This is a genomic window from Marinobacter antarcticus (assembly GCF_011049865.1).
In the GTDB taxonomy this organism is placed as follows: domain Bacteria; phylum Pseudomonadota; class Gammaproteobacteria; order Pseudomonadales; family Oleiphilaceae; genus Marinobacter; species Marinobacter antarcticus_A.
In genome coordinates, this window is sequence record NZ_DRGY01000033.1 from 1 (window position 1) to 14,514 (window position 14,514).

A 14,514-nucleotide genomic window follows, 5' to 3' on the forward strand; every position below is an offset into this window, starting at 1 on the left:
GGTGGTTCGATTCCGCCTCCGGGCACCATAAGAATTCAGATGAAACCCGCCTCGTGCGGGTTTTGTTGTTTCTGAAGAACGAAATGTAAGCAGATTCATGACTCCTCTCCCCAAACTCCTCTCCGGTGAACTCTCCGTATCGAAAGCAGAGAATCAGTTGGCTGAAGTCGAAAAAGAGGCCTCCAATGTTTAAAAACAAACCTGCCAGCATGCTCAAGCGATAGTTTGTACTCCCTGAGCCGAATAGTTACACTAATCGGCTCATACAATGAATTGAATAGGCAACCGATTCGGCTCATGTACATCTGGCAACAACCAAACTGGCCTCATTTTTTCTGGGACGAAACCGCACTTCGCCCTCAGCTGGATACCGTGCGTCTGCTGCAAGGGCGCCTGTTAGGCCGCACAGAGCTGGCACCGAAGCAGGCCGATCTGGACGTGGAAATGGATGCGTTGGTTCAGAACGCCATCCGCACCAGTGAAATCGAGGGAGAGCACCTGGATGTCGGCTCGGTGCGTTCGTCTGTGGCTCGCCAGTTAGGGCTTGAGCGAGCCGGAATGGCAGAGCGCGGCACCCCCGAATCAGACTCGTTGGTGACTTTGCTGCTGGAAGCCACCCACGAACCAGACAAGCCGCTTACCAGCCAACAGCTGTGTCACTGGCAAGCACGGCTGTTCCCCGAGGGGCCTGGTTTACTGACCAAAATCCGTGTGGGTGATTGGCGCGGCAATCAACCCATGCAGGTTGTGTCTGGCCGCATTGATCGGCCCAAAGTACATTTTGAAGCGCCACCCCGCGAGGGGCTGGAGGCTCAAGTTAATGACTTTCTGGCGTGGTTTAATGCACCGCCTGCGGGCCTTGATTCTCTGTTGCGCGCTGGTATTGCCCACCTTTGGCTGATTACCTTGCACCCGTTTGATGACGGCAATGGCCGCACCACCCGTGCAGTGACTGATCGCGCGCTGGCTCAGGCCGAGCGGCAGTCAATACGCTTTTATTCCCTGAGTGCTGCGATCATGGCACGTCGCAACGCTTACTATGAGCAACTGGAGCAAGCTCAGAGTGGCGACCTCGACATAACACCCTGGCTGGTCTGGTTTCTGGGCACCTTGGAAGAAGCGCTGCAGCAGGCACTGCTACGCGTGGAGCGGGTGTTAGCGAAGACTCTGTTCTGGCAGCGCCACGCAACCACAGTGTTCAACCGCCGCCAGATCAAAGTGCTGAATCGCTTGCTGGATACCGCAGGTAAAGAATTTGAACACGGCATCAATGCACGAAAATACCAGTCGCTCACCAAAGTCAGTAAAGCCACAGCCACTCGCGATTTGGCCGAACTGCTGGAAAATGGCTGCATTGATAAGCTGCCCGGCGGCGGGCGCAGCACTCGCTATACTGTACGGTTTGATAACAACGACAAGGATATGTCATGACGGAACAACAAACCGCTTGGCTCAGCCTAGATCAGATAACCAGCCTGTTCGAGCGGGACAAATCCGTGATTTCGCGCATGAGTCACCCACCACCGCTATAGCCTCAAAATAGCGACGGCTGCGAACCTTCCTCCCTTCCAATCTCCTGTTCAACAGAACCGCCCTTGCGACCCTGATCGTTGTTCCTCAATTCTCTGATTCGGTCTTTCGCTCTTTTTGCCGTTTGCCGGTGATCAACAATAGCCTCGGGGTACATCAGGTAACTGAAACGCTCGCGGCTCTGCGCCGTTTGGCGCCGGGTTTCCGCCAGATTGTGAATATCACTGGCGCTCAGGCCGGCAAGTTCCGGAACCCACTTTCGAATAAAGCACCCACCAATATCATGATCTTTGCCCTGTTTTACGGGGTCATAAACCATCAACCCGCTGAATGTCGTTGTTCCCGCGATCAACTGATGAATCACATGATGAATGCCTGGCTCGTAGTCGAGGAATTCTGTCGCTAGGTACTCCGCCACTTTGGTGGTTGGTATCCATAGGTTCAGGGTGGCAAATGAGACCAGGGTTGCCCGAAGGCGCATATTGATCCAGCCGGTTTGATTCAGGCACCGCATCGCCGCATCAATATAGGGGAAACCGGTTCGCCCTTGTTTCCAGGCATCAAAGTGCGCGTCAGCATTCTCTACAGAACGTTCTCCAAAGCTCTCTCCTAAATTCTTTCGTTGATAGTCTGCCTCTCGAACTCCGTCGAACTGAGGAAGCATGCACTGAAATTCCAGCTCTGGGCTGCCCTCAAAGGTTTGCATGTACTTACGTCGCCAGCTCAACCGATCCAAAAAGAAGCGTGCATTTTTCTGGAATTTTTCAAACTGGTCCGCATTCATTCGTCCATGGGCCTCAGTGACCACGCGATCCACCGCTTGAAAGGCCTCCCTGTCTGAAACAATGCCGTAGGCGAGATAGGTTGATATGCGGGAGCAGCCCTCCCAGGCCGTATTCGGACTCGATATTTGAAACGGGTACTTTTTTAACGGCTGAATCTGGAAGAACCGGTTCAGGTTGCTGACCGCCTGTGAGCGCCCACCTTTTTGCCTCAACGGTTTGTCTGTGCCCGCAGCCGCTGGTATGGCCTTTTGCTCACAAGACAGAAACGGCAGGGGCGCAAAACGCTCGGAAAGATCCTTCCCGGTCGGGTCGCGAAGTGTGGCTAACCTGGAGAGTGCGAAGTAATCCGCAAAGGATTCAGGCTGCTGAAACCCTCTGACGATGCCATTTTGGCCAGTTTCTATCAGCTCCACACCCTGGACAGCACACCAGGCATTAACGGCTTTGTCCCGCTCAAACTGGCTGTGCTGAGTAGTTTCCTGGTGGGTCCATATTTTGGTTAACGGATGAACGCGATGGATCTGATCAAGGATATCAACGGTTTCGCCCACAGCCTGCAGCAGCTTGCCGCCAATCGACTGGAGCTCGGCATCAAGTTCTTCAAGCGTTTCGTGAACAAATAACTGGTGCTGCCTTGAGACATCAGGTTGCTGAATCAGCCTGGGCTCGTGGCAATAAAGCGGCAGCACTTTCCCGTTCTTGCGAAAGGTTCGCATACTTTCAAAAAAGGGCTCTGAGTCCTGAAGTCTCAGATTGCGTTTTAACCAGAATATCTGCACCGATTCATTCCCGTAATCCATGTTCCGCTTTCGTTAGCAGCCGATTCAAATACTTATATTACAAAACCTATTTATATTTCAAGAACGTATAGGCTTGTAATCATTTTCCTCTGCCTTTGCGATTGGCGCCCTGCCAATCAGCGTATCACTCGGCGCAACCGCCAGCCCGGCTGATACTTCTTGATTCAGCCCTGCGATTTCCACACACTTGCAGGCCAGCCCTCAAGCGAAAAATTGCCTTTATGCTCTACAAATTATTGCCCGGCCTGCTTTGGCTACAGGGATACACCGCCCATACGTTGCGACAGGATGTGGTATCTGGCCTCGTTATCGGTGTTATGCTGATTCCGCAAAGCATGGGCTATGCCGTGCTCGCGGGCTTGCCACCGGAGTTCGGCCTCTACGCCTCTATCTTTCCACCGCTGCTATACGCTTTGCTGGGAACCTCCAACAAGATTTCCATCGGGCCTGTAGCCTTGGATGCGATACTTATTCTCTCTGGGCTCAGCGTGCTTGCCGAGCCAGGTTCGGACCAATACCTCAAGCTTGCGATTGAGTTGACGCTTCTGGTTGGTCTGATTCAGTTTCTGTTCGGGCTTTTGCGTTTCGGGTTTATCGTCAATTTTCTTTCCTATCCGGTGGTTGTTGGTTATACCTCCGCTGCAGCCGTTATCATCATTGGCAGTCAGCTCCAGAGCCTGACGGGCCTCCACGTGGAAAGTGCCAACGTGCTGGATCTTGCCTATCAACTACTGATACACATAAGCGACTGGCACGGCGTTACCATTGGTATTGCTGTCGCAAGCCTGCTGTTTATCTTTTTTTGCAAACGACTCGTACCAAAATCGCCTAACGCGCTGATTTTGCTGGTTGGCACTATGCTGCTGTCGGGATTGTTTCATGCGGGGCAAGCGGGTGTTGACGTTATTAACTCGGTACCGGCCGGTTTTCCGGCCCTGCGAGTTCCGGATATAGACTTCGCCAGGCTAGGCGAATTGTTGCCCGTGGCATTCACCGTTGCCCTGATGGGATTCGTGGGCACCATGTCAATATGCAAGTCGCAGGAATCGCCAAAAGACAAGCGTAGCGTGCAGCCAAACCAGGAACTGATCGCGCTTGGGTTGGCAAACGCCCTGGGCGCCATGTTCCGAAGCTTCCCGGTTTCTGCCAGCTTTTCACGCAGTGCAGCGCTACGCGATTCGGGCGCGCTGACCCAAGTGTCGGCAATCATTTCCTCCGCTCTGATTGCCATCACGGTGGTCTTTCTTACGCCGTTGTTTACCGACTATCCCCTACCCAAAGCGGTTCTGTCTGCCATTATCGTGATGTCGGTACTGGGGTTATTCAAATACAAAGAAATGAAAATTCTGTTCCGGCAGGACCGAAAGGAATTTCTGATTCTGCTGGTCACGTTTGTGATCACACTGCTGTTGGGTGTTCAACAGGGATTATTGGTGGGTGTTGCGGTATCGCTGATGCTGGTTATTTACAACAGTACTACGCCGCACATGACTGAGCTGGGGAAAATCGATGGCGAGGATCTTTATCGCAACATCCATCGCTTCGAAAGCATTAGCGTAAGGAAAGATTTACTGATTTTCCGATTCGATGCGCCTCTGTATTTCGCCAACAAGGATTTTTTCAAATCGCGACTGTACAGCATGATCAAGCGGCGCCCTGAGGGAGCTCTGAAAGCCGTCATAATGGATGCTCAGGCCATGAGTAGCATCGACAGCACGTCATTGATCATGCTGGAAAGCGTGATCGAAAACCTGCGGGAACAGGGTGTCCAGCTTTACTTGGTCAGCCTGATAGGCCCGGTGCGAGATACCCTCACTCACTCTACGGCTTTGCGCGAGTACGTGTTGAGCGAGCATATGTTCCCCCAGATAACGGATGCGGTGTTGTACATTGATCAAGGCATTAGTTCACGTGCAGCCATCGCCAAGCAAAGCAATGCCGCGAAGGCCCGACGACGCTAGGCAAAACCCGACTCTCTCTCGACCGCTGTCGGCCCGCCTGCCGCCAATATGGCTGCACCGTATATACAAACAGCCATAGCCAACACAATAGGCAATAAGGTTCCACCAGCCAAAGGCGCCGACAACGCGCTTACTGCGCCTGCAATCGTGAACTGCGCAGCGCCCAGCATAGCCGCTGCCGTGCCCCCAAGGTGGGGAAAGAACTCCAGCGCATTGGCCATGTTATTGGGAATAATTGCCCCCATGAACCCGACCGATAAAATAATACAGGCGGCAACAACCCAATAGGGCGCTTCTGCCCAAGCGCTGACAACCAGAGCGGTAACCGCTGTGGCCTGAAGAAATACGCACACTCGCAGTATCCGCACGGATGGGTAGCGATTGAGCAAACGCCGATTGAACAGGTTCAGGCTGGCCATGGTCACTACGTTGGCGGCGAACAACGCCGAAAAGGTAACGTTGGAGAGGCCAAACCACTCCTGATAAATAAACGATGCGTGGGTGATAAAAACAAGCATCGCACTGAAACACAAAGCCTGAATCCCGACAAACCGCATGGTTACCCGGTGACGGAGTACCAACGCGTAATTGGTAACCAGTGTTGAAACCGGGGTTTTATCTTTCTGTCTAGACGGTAAACGGCGAAAAAGCACGAAGTGCAAGATGATCGCCAGCAAAGCTCCGTAGCCCGCCAACATCAGGAAGATTGCATGCCACTCACTGAAGTAAAGCAACATGGAGCCAATTGAGGGTGCCGCTGCCGGTGCTACAAACATCACAAGGCCAATAAGCCCGAACATACGAGCTGCATCCTGCCCGCTGGACTGGTCACGAACGATGGCAGGAACGGATACCGCACAAAAAGCGCCGCCAACACCCTGAACAATCCGCCAACCAAGCATTTCCGGGAGTGTTTGTGCCTGAGCAATCATAAACGCAGCAAAGGAAAATACCGCCAACCCTGTGAATAGAACCTGCTGCCGCCCATAACGATCAGACAAGGGGCCACCGAGCAGTTGTGCGAGCCCCAAAGCCATCACATAGGCGCTCAATGTCAGCCCTACGCCACCATGGCCCACACCCAAATCATCCGCAATTTTCGGAAATGCAGGTAGATAGGCGTCGAGCGCCAACGGCCCCAGAGCAACGGTCATCCCCAGAAGGATGGCAAGTTGCGGATGAGATAACGATTTTGTGCTCAAACCGGAATAACCAAGCAGAACATGAAATACCTTAGATTGTTAGTGAGCTCACTACACGACAGTCTACAGCATCAACGCAAAATACACTCTTGACTGAGCGACTGACTCAGCTTGCGACGTTTTTGGCGCAGGCTATTACCTTTGTTATTACCGTAGCCTGCCCTGAGTTGTGACTGAACCTGCGCCAGTTTGCGCCGATAGTTGGAACAGGCTTTGGCCTGTTTCGCCATTGCGTTTGCGCCCTTATGGTTACGCGGCGAAGCGCGTTTGCGATCAGATGACAGCAGGCTCTGCACCTGCTCGTGTATTTTTGAAACGCGCCTGTGCTGGCGAAGATTATTCGCCATTGGCACGGTCACGGGCGCGGCGACTTCAACGAGCCGGTGAGTTTCATCCGGTGGTGGAGTATCGGTGAAATGAACGACGCCGTTGGCGTCCGTCCAGGAATAAATCTCGGCGTTGGCCGGTGATGATAAAACAACGATCAGAAACGCAGTTGCCAGCATCCTTGGCATAACCATCCACTCCCTGTGGTGACGTTAATTGCCGAGGCAGTATAACGGTTACCAGAAGGAGTGTAAGGAGGCATTGCCTCGCAGTTTACTGATCGAGCAGCTCGATCCAGTGTTGTACGGGCACCTGGGATTTGGTCTCAAGATGCATCTGGCAGCCAATGTTGGCCGTTACGATGCGATCCGGATGATCTATTGTTAAAGCCTTGAGCTTGTTGCCCAGCAATTTCTGACTGAGTTCCGGCTGCAACACAGAGTAAGTGCCCGCCGAACCGCAGCACAGATGCTTGTCTTTGGTAATGGCCAGGTTGATGCCCGCTTTGATCAGCACTTGCTCCACCACGCCGCTCTGCTTCATGGCGTGCTGCAGTGTACAAGGGCAATGAAACGCTATTTTGTCGGTGCTTTGCTGAACCTTGAGGCTTTCAAGATCCTGCTTCAGCAGGAAGGCGCCCAGATCCGTACACAGCTCGCTGACTTTCTGAGCCTTCGCTGCGTATACGGGGTCGTCTCTCAGCAAGTGGCCGTAATCCTGAACCATGGCTCCACAGCCAGACGCTGTCATCACAAGGGCCTCTGCGCCGGATTCAATTGCTGGCCACCAGGCATCAATATTCTGACGCATACGTTCCAGACCCTTTTTATGCTCCGAGAGGTGATAGTTCACCGCACCGCAGCACCCGGCTTCCGGGGCTTCGACCATGGTAATGCCGAGTTTATCCAGCACCCTGGCAGCCGCTGCGTTGGTGTTGGGCGTGGCAGATGGCTGTACGCAGCCGGCCAGGGCCAGAACTATGCGGTTATGACTCGCAGCCGGCCAAGGGCTTGCCTGCTTTCTGGGCGGCACTTTGGCGCGCAGCTTGCCCGGCAATATGGGGGCAAATGTCTGCCCCAGGCGGAGCATGAATCCAAACAAAACCCGGTTAGGCAATACCCGCGCCAGAGCCCAGCGCAGCCATTTGTCTTTGGGGGACCGGGGCAGTTCTTTGTCAATAAGGCCCCGGCTGATGTCCACCAGGCGACCGTATTGGACGCCAGAGGGACAGGTGGTTTCGCAGCTGCGACAGGTTAGGCACCGGTCGAGGTGTTCGCGGGTTTTTTCGGTAACTTCGGCGCCTTCAAGAAACATTTTCATGAGGTAGATGCGCCCACGGGGGCCGTCGCGCTCGTCGTTCAGCTCCTGGTAGGTTGGGCAGGTTGCCGTGCAGAATCCGCAGTGCACGCAGGCCCGCAGGATGGCTTCTGCCTCCTGTCCTTCCGTTGTATTGGCAAATTGTTGTACCAGATTTGTTTGCATGTTTTACCTGTTTTGAACTTACAACCAGCTATAAAGTCGACCCGGATTGAATATTCCGTCGGGGTCGAACGAGTTTTTCACTCGCTGCTGAATCGTTTTAAGCGCATTGGGTTGGCTGTGCATTACTTCTGCGCTGCGGTCGCCGCCCCGGAACAGGCTTACCTGGCCGCCTGCGGTCCGAGCCAGGGGTTCCAAATCGCCAAGCTCCGCCGTTCCCCGAAACCAACGCTGGGAGCCGGCCCAGTCGATAAACCACTGGCCCTCAATTTTGGGGGTGGCAGCCGTGGAGCCCACGGAGAAGCGCCAAAGAGGCTCGTCCTTATCGGCGAAGAATTCGTGTTGCATATCCTGCACTGAGCGCCAGAAAGCCTCGCCTTTTTCCATGACATCGCCGCTCCACTTTTCAGCGGTTGCTTCAACCGCCGATTTGGCACCGGAAAGACGGAGATACACTTTGCCATCGACCCAGCAGGCGGCAGTGATGGGCTTGGGTTCTGCGGCGCGGCTGTTCATGTAGTGCAGCACCTCGTCCATTGCCATGTCTTGCACCAAGGTCAGGCTAGCGGCTGGGCCAGGCATCACTTTCAGGCTGATTTCCGTCATGACGCCCAGGGTGCCCAGAGCGCCTGCTTGCAGGCGGGACACATCGTAGCCGGCTACGTTTTTCATCACTTCACCGCCAAAGCGCAGGTGTTCACCTTTGCCGTTGAGCAAGCGTATGCCGAGCACCTGGTCTCGCACCGATCCCGCCCAGGGCCGGCCGGGCCCGGAAAGGTTGCAGGCGAACGTGCCGCCAATGGTGGACTCGGCGCCAAAATGGGGCGGTTCAAAATGCAACGCCTGACCCTGCTCGGCCAGAGCGGCTTCAATGTCACTCAGGGGCGTTCCTGCACGAACGGTCATGACCAGTTCGACCGGGTGGTAGGCGACAATCCCGGTGTGCTCACCTACGTTGAGTACGTTAAGAGCACCGGCATCCGAGCTCGGTGCCCTTCCCATAAACGCCTTGGTGCCGCCACCGACAATGCTGAGCTTCTCCTTGCCAGAGCGGGCCTGAAGCACTTGCTCCTGCAGTTGTTGCGAGATATCAGGCATGTTGTGCAGCTTCCGTGTGTTCATGCTGGTGTTGTTTGTATTCGAGCGCGCGGTATTCCTGACAAAACTTGAGCGCAGGTACGCCCTTGCCGGGGTTGAGAATGCCCGCAGGGTCGAAGGCTGCTTTCACATCGTGGAACTGTTGCAACTCCAGGTCGTTGAACTGAATCGCCATCTGTCGAATCTTTTCCACGCCCACACCGTGTTCGCCGGTAATGCAGCCACCCACTTCCACGCACATGTTCAGAATACTGGCACCAAAGGCCTCCGTTCGCTCGAACTCGCCCGGAACGTTTGCATCAAACAGAATCAGGGGATGGAGGTTGCCATCACCAGCGTGAAACACGTTGGCCACACGCAGACCGAACTTTTCAGACATTTTCTGCATTTCAATCAACACGTGGGCGATGTGACGGCGGGGAATCGTGCCGTCCATGCAGTAATAATCCGGAGAGATGCGGCCCACCGCCGGGAACGCGGACTTACGGCCGAGCCAGAGCAATACCCGCTCCTCTTCGCTTTGGGAGGTGCGCACAGACGTGGCGCCGAGTTTTCGGAAAACCGCCTCAGCGGCAACAATGTGCTCGAGCACCTCCTCTTCCGTGCCGTCTACCTCACACAGCAGCAACGCTTTTGCCTCACGCGGATAACCCGCTCCGGCAAAGTCATCGGCGGCAACAATCGCATAGCCGTCCATCATTTCCAGTCCGGCTGGAATAATGCCGTGGGCAATGATGCCGCCAACCGCATCACCGGCGTTCTGAACGCTGTCAAAACCGGCCATTACAACCCGCGCCACTTCGGGCTTGGGCAGCAGTTTTACTTTCACTTCTGTGACCACACCAAGCAGGCCTTCAGAACCGGTCAGCAACGCCAACAGGTCCATGCCACCGTTATCGAGACCGTCACTTCCAACCGTCACGACATCGCCTTCGGCGGTCACCATTTCTACACTGAAAATATTGTGTACCGTTAAACCGTATTTCAGGCAGTGCACACCGCCTGAGTTTTCGGCGACGTTGCCGCCAATAGTGCAGGCAATCTGTGACGAAGGATCCGGGCCGTAGTACAAGCCATATTGAGCCGCCTCCTCACTGATGGCGAGGTTGCGAACGCCCGGCTGAAGGCTGGCCGTTCGCGCTAACGGGTCGATATGTAAAATGCGATTGAACTTGGCCAGCGAGAGCACCACGCCTTCCTTGTTGGGCATGGCGCCGGCACTGAGGCCGGTGCCTGCGCCCCGCGCAACCACCGGAACCCCGTGCTCGTGGCAAATTCGCATAATCCGCTGCACTTGCGTGACGGTTTCAGGCAGCACTACCAGCAACGGCATCTCGCAGTACATCGACATGCCATCGCATTCGTAGGGCTTTATGGTTTCGTTATCGGTGATAACGAAGTCCGCATCAACAAAGGTCCGGAACTGTTCCGCCAGGTCTGCTTTGCTGATGTTCGGTCTGGTTGTCATAAGGTTTCCCTCAACCTGTCAATTTCGACTCGCCTATCTCAACCGCGCTGGGTTTCCAGGTGGTCGATGCCCGCTTGAGCGCAATCCATATCTTGCTGCGGCGTTCCGGAACTGATCCCGATACCGCCCACCACCTCGCCACCAACAACCACCGGTAAACCACCACCAACGGAGCTTATTCGCCCACCCACTTCGGTGTGGATACCGAAAGCCAGGCTACCAGGCACATTGACGGCGTTGTATTCATGGGTCGCTTTCTTTGCGGCCGCAGCGGTAAAAGCCTTGTCTTGTGCAATGGTGACGCTGGTAATTTTGCCGCCGTCCATGCGCTCGAAAGCGATCAGATTGCCCGACTCATCCACAATGGCAATACACATGGGCACACCAATCTCCCGCGCCTTGACGGCCGCGCCCTCAATCAACAGGCGAGCTTCCGCAACATCAAGTCTTTTTATCGTCAACATAAAACGTTTCTCCTTTTCATTAACCGTAAACAAGTCCGGGTAGCCATGTTACAACGCCTGGAACAATGATGCAGACCATTAATCCGAACGCCTGAATGGCCAGGAACACCAGGGCCGATTTGAAAATAGTGCCCATGGATATTTCCGGCGGGCACACGCCACGTATGTAAAACAGGGCATAGCCAAAGGGCGGACTGAGGAACGACATCTGCATGTTAACCAGATACAAAACCCCGAACCAAAGCACCACGTCGTCCCCCTGTACCGGCGCGAAACCGAAAAGCCCGTCAAACGTCAGGGCCTTGACGATCGGAATGAAAATCGGAACGGCCAGTAGCAGAATACCAACCCAATCGAGGAACATGCCCAGTACCACCAGCAGCACCATCAACAAAAAGAGAATGCCGTAGGAGGACATACCCGTGCCCAGAATGGCGTCTGTTACAAACTGCTGACCACCCTGAAGAATGTAAAACCCGACAAACACCGACGCGCCGAACATAATCCACAACACCATGGCGGTTGCCTTGGCCGTGGTTATCGAAGCCTCTCGCAGGCCACCGATGGTAAACTTGCGATGCATCATCGCGACCACAATGGCACCGAACGAGCCGATACCTGCCGCTTCAACCGGTGTTGCGATGCCGCCGAACAACAACCCAAGAACCAGAGCCACCAGAATCAAAGGCGCAACAAGACCTCTCAGCAGACGCAGTTTTTCGCGCAAGGAAATGCGCTCGTCTATCGGTATCGGGGGCCCCAGCTTCGGATTTAACCAGCTGCGAATCAGAACATAGGCGATATACAGGCTTGAGAGCATCAGCCCCGGAATCACCGAGCCCAGATAGAGTTCACCCACCGACTGTTGGGCCACAACCGCATACAGAATGGCCAGGATAGACGGCGGGATAAGAATACCCAGAGTGCCACCGGCCATAATGGAGCCTATGGCAATCTTATGATCGTAGCCCCGTTTGAGCATGGCAGGCAGAGCTATGATGCCCATGGTGACAACCGCCGCGCCGATTACCCCGACCATCGCCGCCAAAAGGGTGGAGGCCAGTATGGTTGCTGTCGCCAACCCACCGCTGAGCCCACCCATCCATTTGTAGACCACGCTGAACATTTCCTCGATCAGCCCGGCACGCTCGAGCATGGACGCCATGAAAATAAACAGGGGAATCGCCGCCAGATCGGAGTTGGTCATCATCGGGAAAATTCGGCTGGGCACGATGTTCAGCATCATCGAGTCGCCGACCAGATAAACAAACAGCACCCCGAGGCCACCCGTCACGAAGGCCAGCGGCAAGCCCATCATCAACGCCACAAACAGCGAGCCAAACATCAGGTACGTCAAGGGGCCAATTTCAACACTGGACAAGCTGCCCGCCAGCTTGAACAGGAATTTGTCGTCGCTGAACGGATCGTAGAAAAGAATGTTGATCATCTCGACACAGATGATCAACCCGAACCCTACGGTCGCCAGGATCATCAACCAGGTGCCGAACTTACTCATCAGGCCCGAGCCTGACGTCGTTGCTGTGTTAGTGGTCATGCAACACGCTCCTGGCCAAGACGGACAAACAGAACAATGTCCTTGATAAGTTTGGAAATACCCGCAAGCAGAAGCAGCGCGGAGCCGAGCAGCATCATGCCTTTGACCGGCCAATACTCAATGCCCCAGGTCTCAACCGTGGTTTCGTTCATGGAGTAGGAGTTCTCAAAAAAGGTCCAGGACGTGGTCATCAGCACAAACGCGAACACGAAGAAAAACATCGAAGTGAAAATGTCCATGCCAACACGGCCGCGCACCGGCAAAAGGTTGTACACCACATCCACACGCACGTGGGCGCCATGCAACAACGCAAAGCCGCCTGCAAGCACATATTGCATGCCAAGCAACAGGAAACTGGCCTCATGTACCCAGACCGTCGGCTGATTGAACAGATAGCGCATGATCACTTCGAAAAAATAGAAAACAACCGCGTTGATTGTCCAGAAAGACACAATCTCGCCCGACATTTCGCTGGTCCAATCGATGGCGCGGGTAAACCAGTTGCCTTCGAATTTAAGATAAATCAGAGGGTCGTCTGCTTCCGCCTGTAACTCGCCGGGCGTCATTTCAGGCTCTGCAGGTGCAGCGCCCCTGGCACGGGCCCATCTATCCCAAGCCATCATAATCAGCGGCATCACCGCCAGCCAGCCCCAATAAAACCAGTGCGGCATTACGAATCCGAAGCCTTCTAGGTCAGACATGTTGTTACTACCTCAGCCACAAAACAGGGAAGGAGAACCGCCTCTTTTCCGGAGCAGTCCCTGCCCTTCCCTACCGTGTTTTTTATTGTTGTCAGATAACGCGGTTTTACCTGCCTTCCACGCCTTCAAGATCGGCTTCCGTCACATAACCAACGGTATCGTTCATCATGTACTTAAGCTGCATATCAAATATTGCGCGGGCGTCTTCGTCCTTGTTGGCCCACTTGTACCAGATAGGAATAGCCGCACGGCGGAACTCGGCAAGATCTGCCTGGCTAAGCCGGGTTACCGTATCGCCATCTTTTTTGAACTTTTCCATGGCTTCGATGTTGCGCTTCTGAATGGTGAGATAATGGCGCTGTGAATAATTTCGAACCTCTTCTTCCACCAGTTTTTGCAGTTTCGGATCCAGGTTGTTCCAGTTCCGCAAGTTAACGGTAAGATCCATCAGATCCACCGGCTGGTAGATAGACATAACGCCAGGAGGCCCGAATATGATGTAGTCGGTAACCTGGGAAAAGCCCAATTCGTAATTCACAGCAGGACCCACATAGTCCGCTGCATCGATGGTGCCTTTCTCAAGCGCCGGAAAAATATCGGAGCCCGGCAAGCTGACCGTTGACACACCAAACTGCTGGAAGACTTCCGCAACCATGCCACCCGGCACGCGAATCTTCATGCCTTTCAGATCGTCCAGACTGTTAACCGGCTTCTTGGAGTGAATAATATTGGAGTCATGCTGAATAGGGCCAACGTAAAAAAGACCGTATTTCTTATAAATTTCCCGGGTCTTTTCCAGCATTCCCAGAGAGTAGAACATGGTATCCCACTGGTGCGGCTGATCCGGGCCCGCAGGGTAGGACGACAGAAACACCGAGGCGGGGATTTTGCCAGACCAATAGAGGGTGAACGGGTTCATGCCCTGCAAAACACCATTGCGCACAGCTTCGAACAGCGCGTTGTTATCGGCGGCAACGGCTTTGGCCGGGAAAGGTTTGAAAATAAGCTCTCCGCCGCTTTTTTCCTTGATGCTGTTGCACCACTCTTCAAACAGGTCGTAGCCGACAGTACCCGCATCCCAGACCGACTGAATTTTCCAGGTTGTTGCGGCGTAAGCCTGGCCGGCGGCCATCATCAGCGCGCC

Annotated in this window: 13 protein-coding genes; 2 read left to right on the top strand and 11 right to left on the bottom strand. The window is 54.4% G+C overall.

All coding sequences use genetic code 11. From position 1 onward, the window contains the following. Positions 1–217 (bottom strand): hypothetical protein (locus ENI00_RS03865; RefSeq protein WP_304099068.1); only part of this gene is annotated, 217 nt, incomplete at its 3' end. Between the two features lie 80 nt (positions 218–297). On the opposite strand from ENI00_RS03865, the gene ENI00_RS03870 reads away from it, so the two are divergent. Continuing rightward, positions 298–1,431 (top strand): Fic family protein, encoded by a 1,134-nt coding sequence (locus tag ENI00_RS03870; RefSeq protein ID WP_304099071.1) that lies wholly within the window; start codon positions 298–300, stop codon positions 1,429–1,431. A gap of 103 nt (positions 1,432–1,534) precedes the next feature. Here ENI00_RS03870 and ENI00_RS03875 read toward each other — a convergent pair whose 3' ends face one another. Next, complete coding sequence (locus tag ENI00_RS03875; protein ID WP_304099074.1) at positions 1,535–3,115, bottom strand: FAD-binding domain-containing protein; 1,581 nt, start codon at positions 3,113–3,115, stop codon at positions 1,535–1,537. A gap of 221 nt (positions 3,116–3,336) precedes the next feature. On the opposite strand from ENI00_RS03875, the gene ENI00_RS03880 reads away from it, so the two are divergent. Further along, positions 3,337–5,076: a SulP family inorganic anion transporter gene (locus ENI00_RS03880; RefSeq protein WP_304099076.1), complete on the top strand. Its 1,740-nt coding sequence runs from the start codon at positions 3,337–3,339 to the stop codon at positions 5,074–5,076. Here ENI00_RS03880 and ENI00_RS03885 read toward each other — a convergent pair. The 9 genes from ENI00_RS03885 to dctP all read right to left on the bottom strand — a co-directional run bounded on the left by ENI00_RS03885 (position 5,073) and on the right by dctP (position 14,502). Further along, entirely contained in the window at positions 5,073–6,278 is a 1,206-nt protein-coding gene (locus ENI00_RS03885; protein ID WP_304099079.1) for a multidrug effflux MFS transporter, read from the bottom strand. The genes ENI00_RS03880 and ENI00_RS03885 overlap by 4 nt on opposite strands. A 71-nt stretch (positions 6,279–6,349) precedes the next feature. Then, positions 6,350–6,793, bottom strand: coding sequence for a DUF4124 domain-containing protein (locus ENI00_RS03890; RefSeq protein WP_304099083.1), 444 nt, complete (start codon positions 6,791–6,793; stop codon positions 6,350–6,352). Positions 6,794–6,878: 85 nt separating this feature from the next. Further along, a complete protein-coding gene (gene glcF, locus ENI00_RS03895) occupies positions 6,879–8,087 on the bottom strand; it encodes a glycolate oxidase subunit GlcF (protein WP_304099085.1) in 1,209 nt (402 codons plus the stop codon). A gap of 18 nt (positions 8,088–8,105) precedes the next feature. After that, positions 8,106–9,182 (bottom strand): glycolate oxidase subunit GlcE, encoded by a 1,077-nt coding sequence (glcE, locus tag ENI00_RS03900; RefSeq protein WP_304099087.1) that lies wholly within the window; start codon positions 9,180–9,182, stop codon positions 8,106–8,108. Continuing rightward, complete coding sequence (locus ENI00_RS03905; protein ID WP_304099089.1) at positions 9,175–10,650, bottom strand: FAD-linked oxidase C-terminal domain-containing protein; 1,476 nt, start codon at positions 10,648–10,650, stop codon at positions 9,175–9,177. The genes glcE and ENI00_RS03905 overlap by 8 nt, the downstream gene beginning before the upstream one ends. A 38-nt stretch (positions 10,651–10,688) precedes the next feature. Continuing rightward, on the bottom strand, positions 10,689–11,114 hold the full coding sequence (locus ENI00_RS03910; RefSeq protein WP_304099091.1) for a GlcG/HbpS family heme-binding protein: 426 nt from the start codon (positions 11,112–11,114) through the stop codon (positions 10,689–10,691). 19 nt (positions 11,115–11,133) lie between these two features. Beyond that, positions 11,134–12,669 (bottom strand): TRAP transporter large permease, encoded by a 1,536-nt coding sequence (locus ENI00_RS03915; RefSeq protein WP_304099094.1) that lies wholly within the window; start codon positions 12,667–12,669, stop codon positions 11,134–11,136. Continuing rightward, positions 12,666–13,370 (bottom strand): TRAP transporter small permease subunit, encoded by a 705-nt coding sequence (locus ENI00_RS03920; protein ID WP_304099096.1) that lies wholly within the window; start codon positions 13,368–13,370, stop codon positions 12,666–12,668. The genes ENI00_RS03915 and ENI00_RS03920 overlap by 4 nt, the downstream gene beginning before the upstream one ends. Positions 13,371–13,476: 106 nt before the next feature. Then, complete coding sequence (gene dctP / locus ENI00_RS03925) at positions 13,477–14,502, bottom strand: TRAP transporter substrate-binding protein DctP (RefSeq protein ID WP_304099241.1); 1,026 nt, start codon at positions 14,500–14,502, stop codon at positions 13,477–13,479. Between the last annotated feature and the right edge of the window lie 12 nt (positions 14,503–14,514).

Excerpts from the sequence above, each read along its gene's own strand:
- ENI00_RS03870 (WP_304099071.1), top strand. The coding sequence starts at position 298 with ATGTACATCTGGCAACAACCAAACTGGCCTCATTTTTTCTGGGACGAA.
- ENI00_RS03875 (WP_304099074.1), bottom strand. The coding sequence starts at position 3,115 with ATGGATTACGGGAATGAATCGGTGCAGATATTCTGGTTAAAACGCAAT.
- ENI00_RS03880 (WP_304099076.1), top strand. The coding sequence starts at position 3,337 with ATGCTCTACAAATTATTGCCCGGCCTGCTTTGGCTACAGGGATACACC.
- ENI00_RS03890 (WP_304099083.1), bottom strand. The coding sequence starts at position 6,793 with ATGCCAAGGATGCTGGCAACTGCGTTTCTGATCGTTGTTTTATCATCA.
- glcF (WP_304099085.1), bottom strand. The coding sequence starts at position 8,087 with ATGCAAACAAATCTGGTACAACAATTTGCCAATACAACGGAAGGACAG.
- glcE (WP_304099087.1), bottom strand. The coding sequence starts at position 9,182 with ATGCCTGATATCTCGCAACAACTGCAGGAGCAAGTGCTTCAGGCCCGC.
- ENI00_RS03905 (WP_304099089.1), bottom strand. The coding sequence starts at position 10,650 with ATGACAACCAGACCGAACATCAGCAAAGCAGACCTGGCGGAACAGTTC.
- ENI00_RS03910 (WP_304099091.1), bottom strand. The coding sequence starts at position 11,114 with ATGTTGACGATAAAAAGACTTGATGTTGCGGAAGCTCGCCTGTTGATT.
- ENI00_RS03915 (WP_304099094.1), bottom strand. The coding sequence starts at position 12,669 with ATGACCACTAACACAGCAACGACGTCAGGCTCGGGCCTGATGAGTAAG.
- ENI00_RS03920 (WP_304099096.1), bottom strand. The coding sequence starts at position 13,370 with ATGTCTGACCTAGAAGGCTTCGGATTCGTAATGCCGCACTGGTTTTAT.
- dctP (WP_304099241.1), bottom strand. The coding sequence starts at position 14,502 with ATGGCCGCCGGCCAGGCTTACGCCGCAACAACCTGGAAAATTCAGTCG.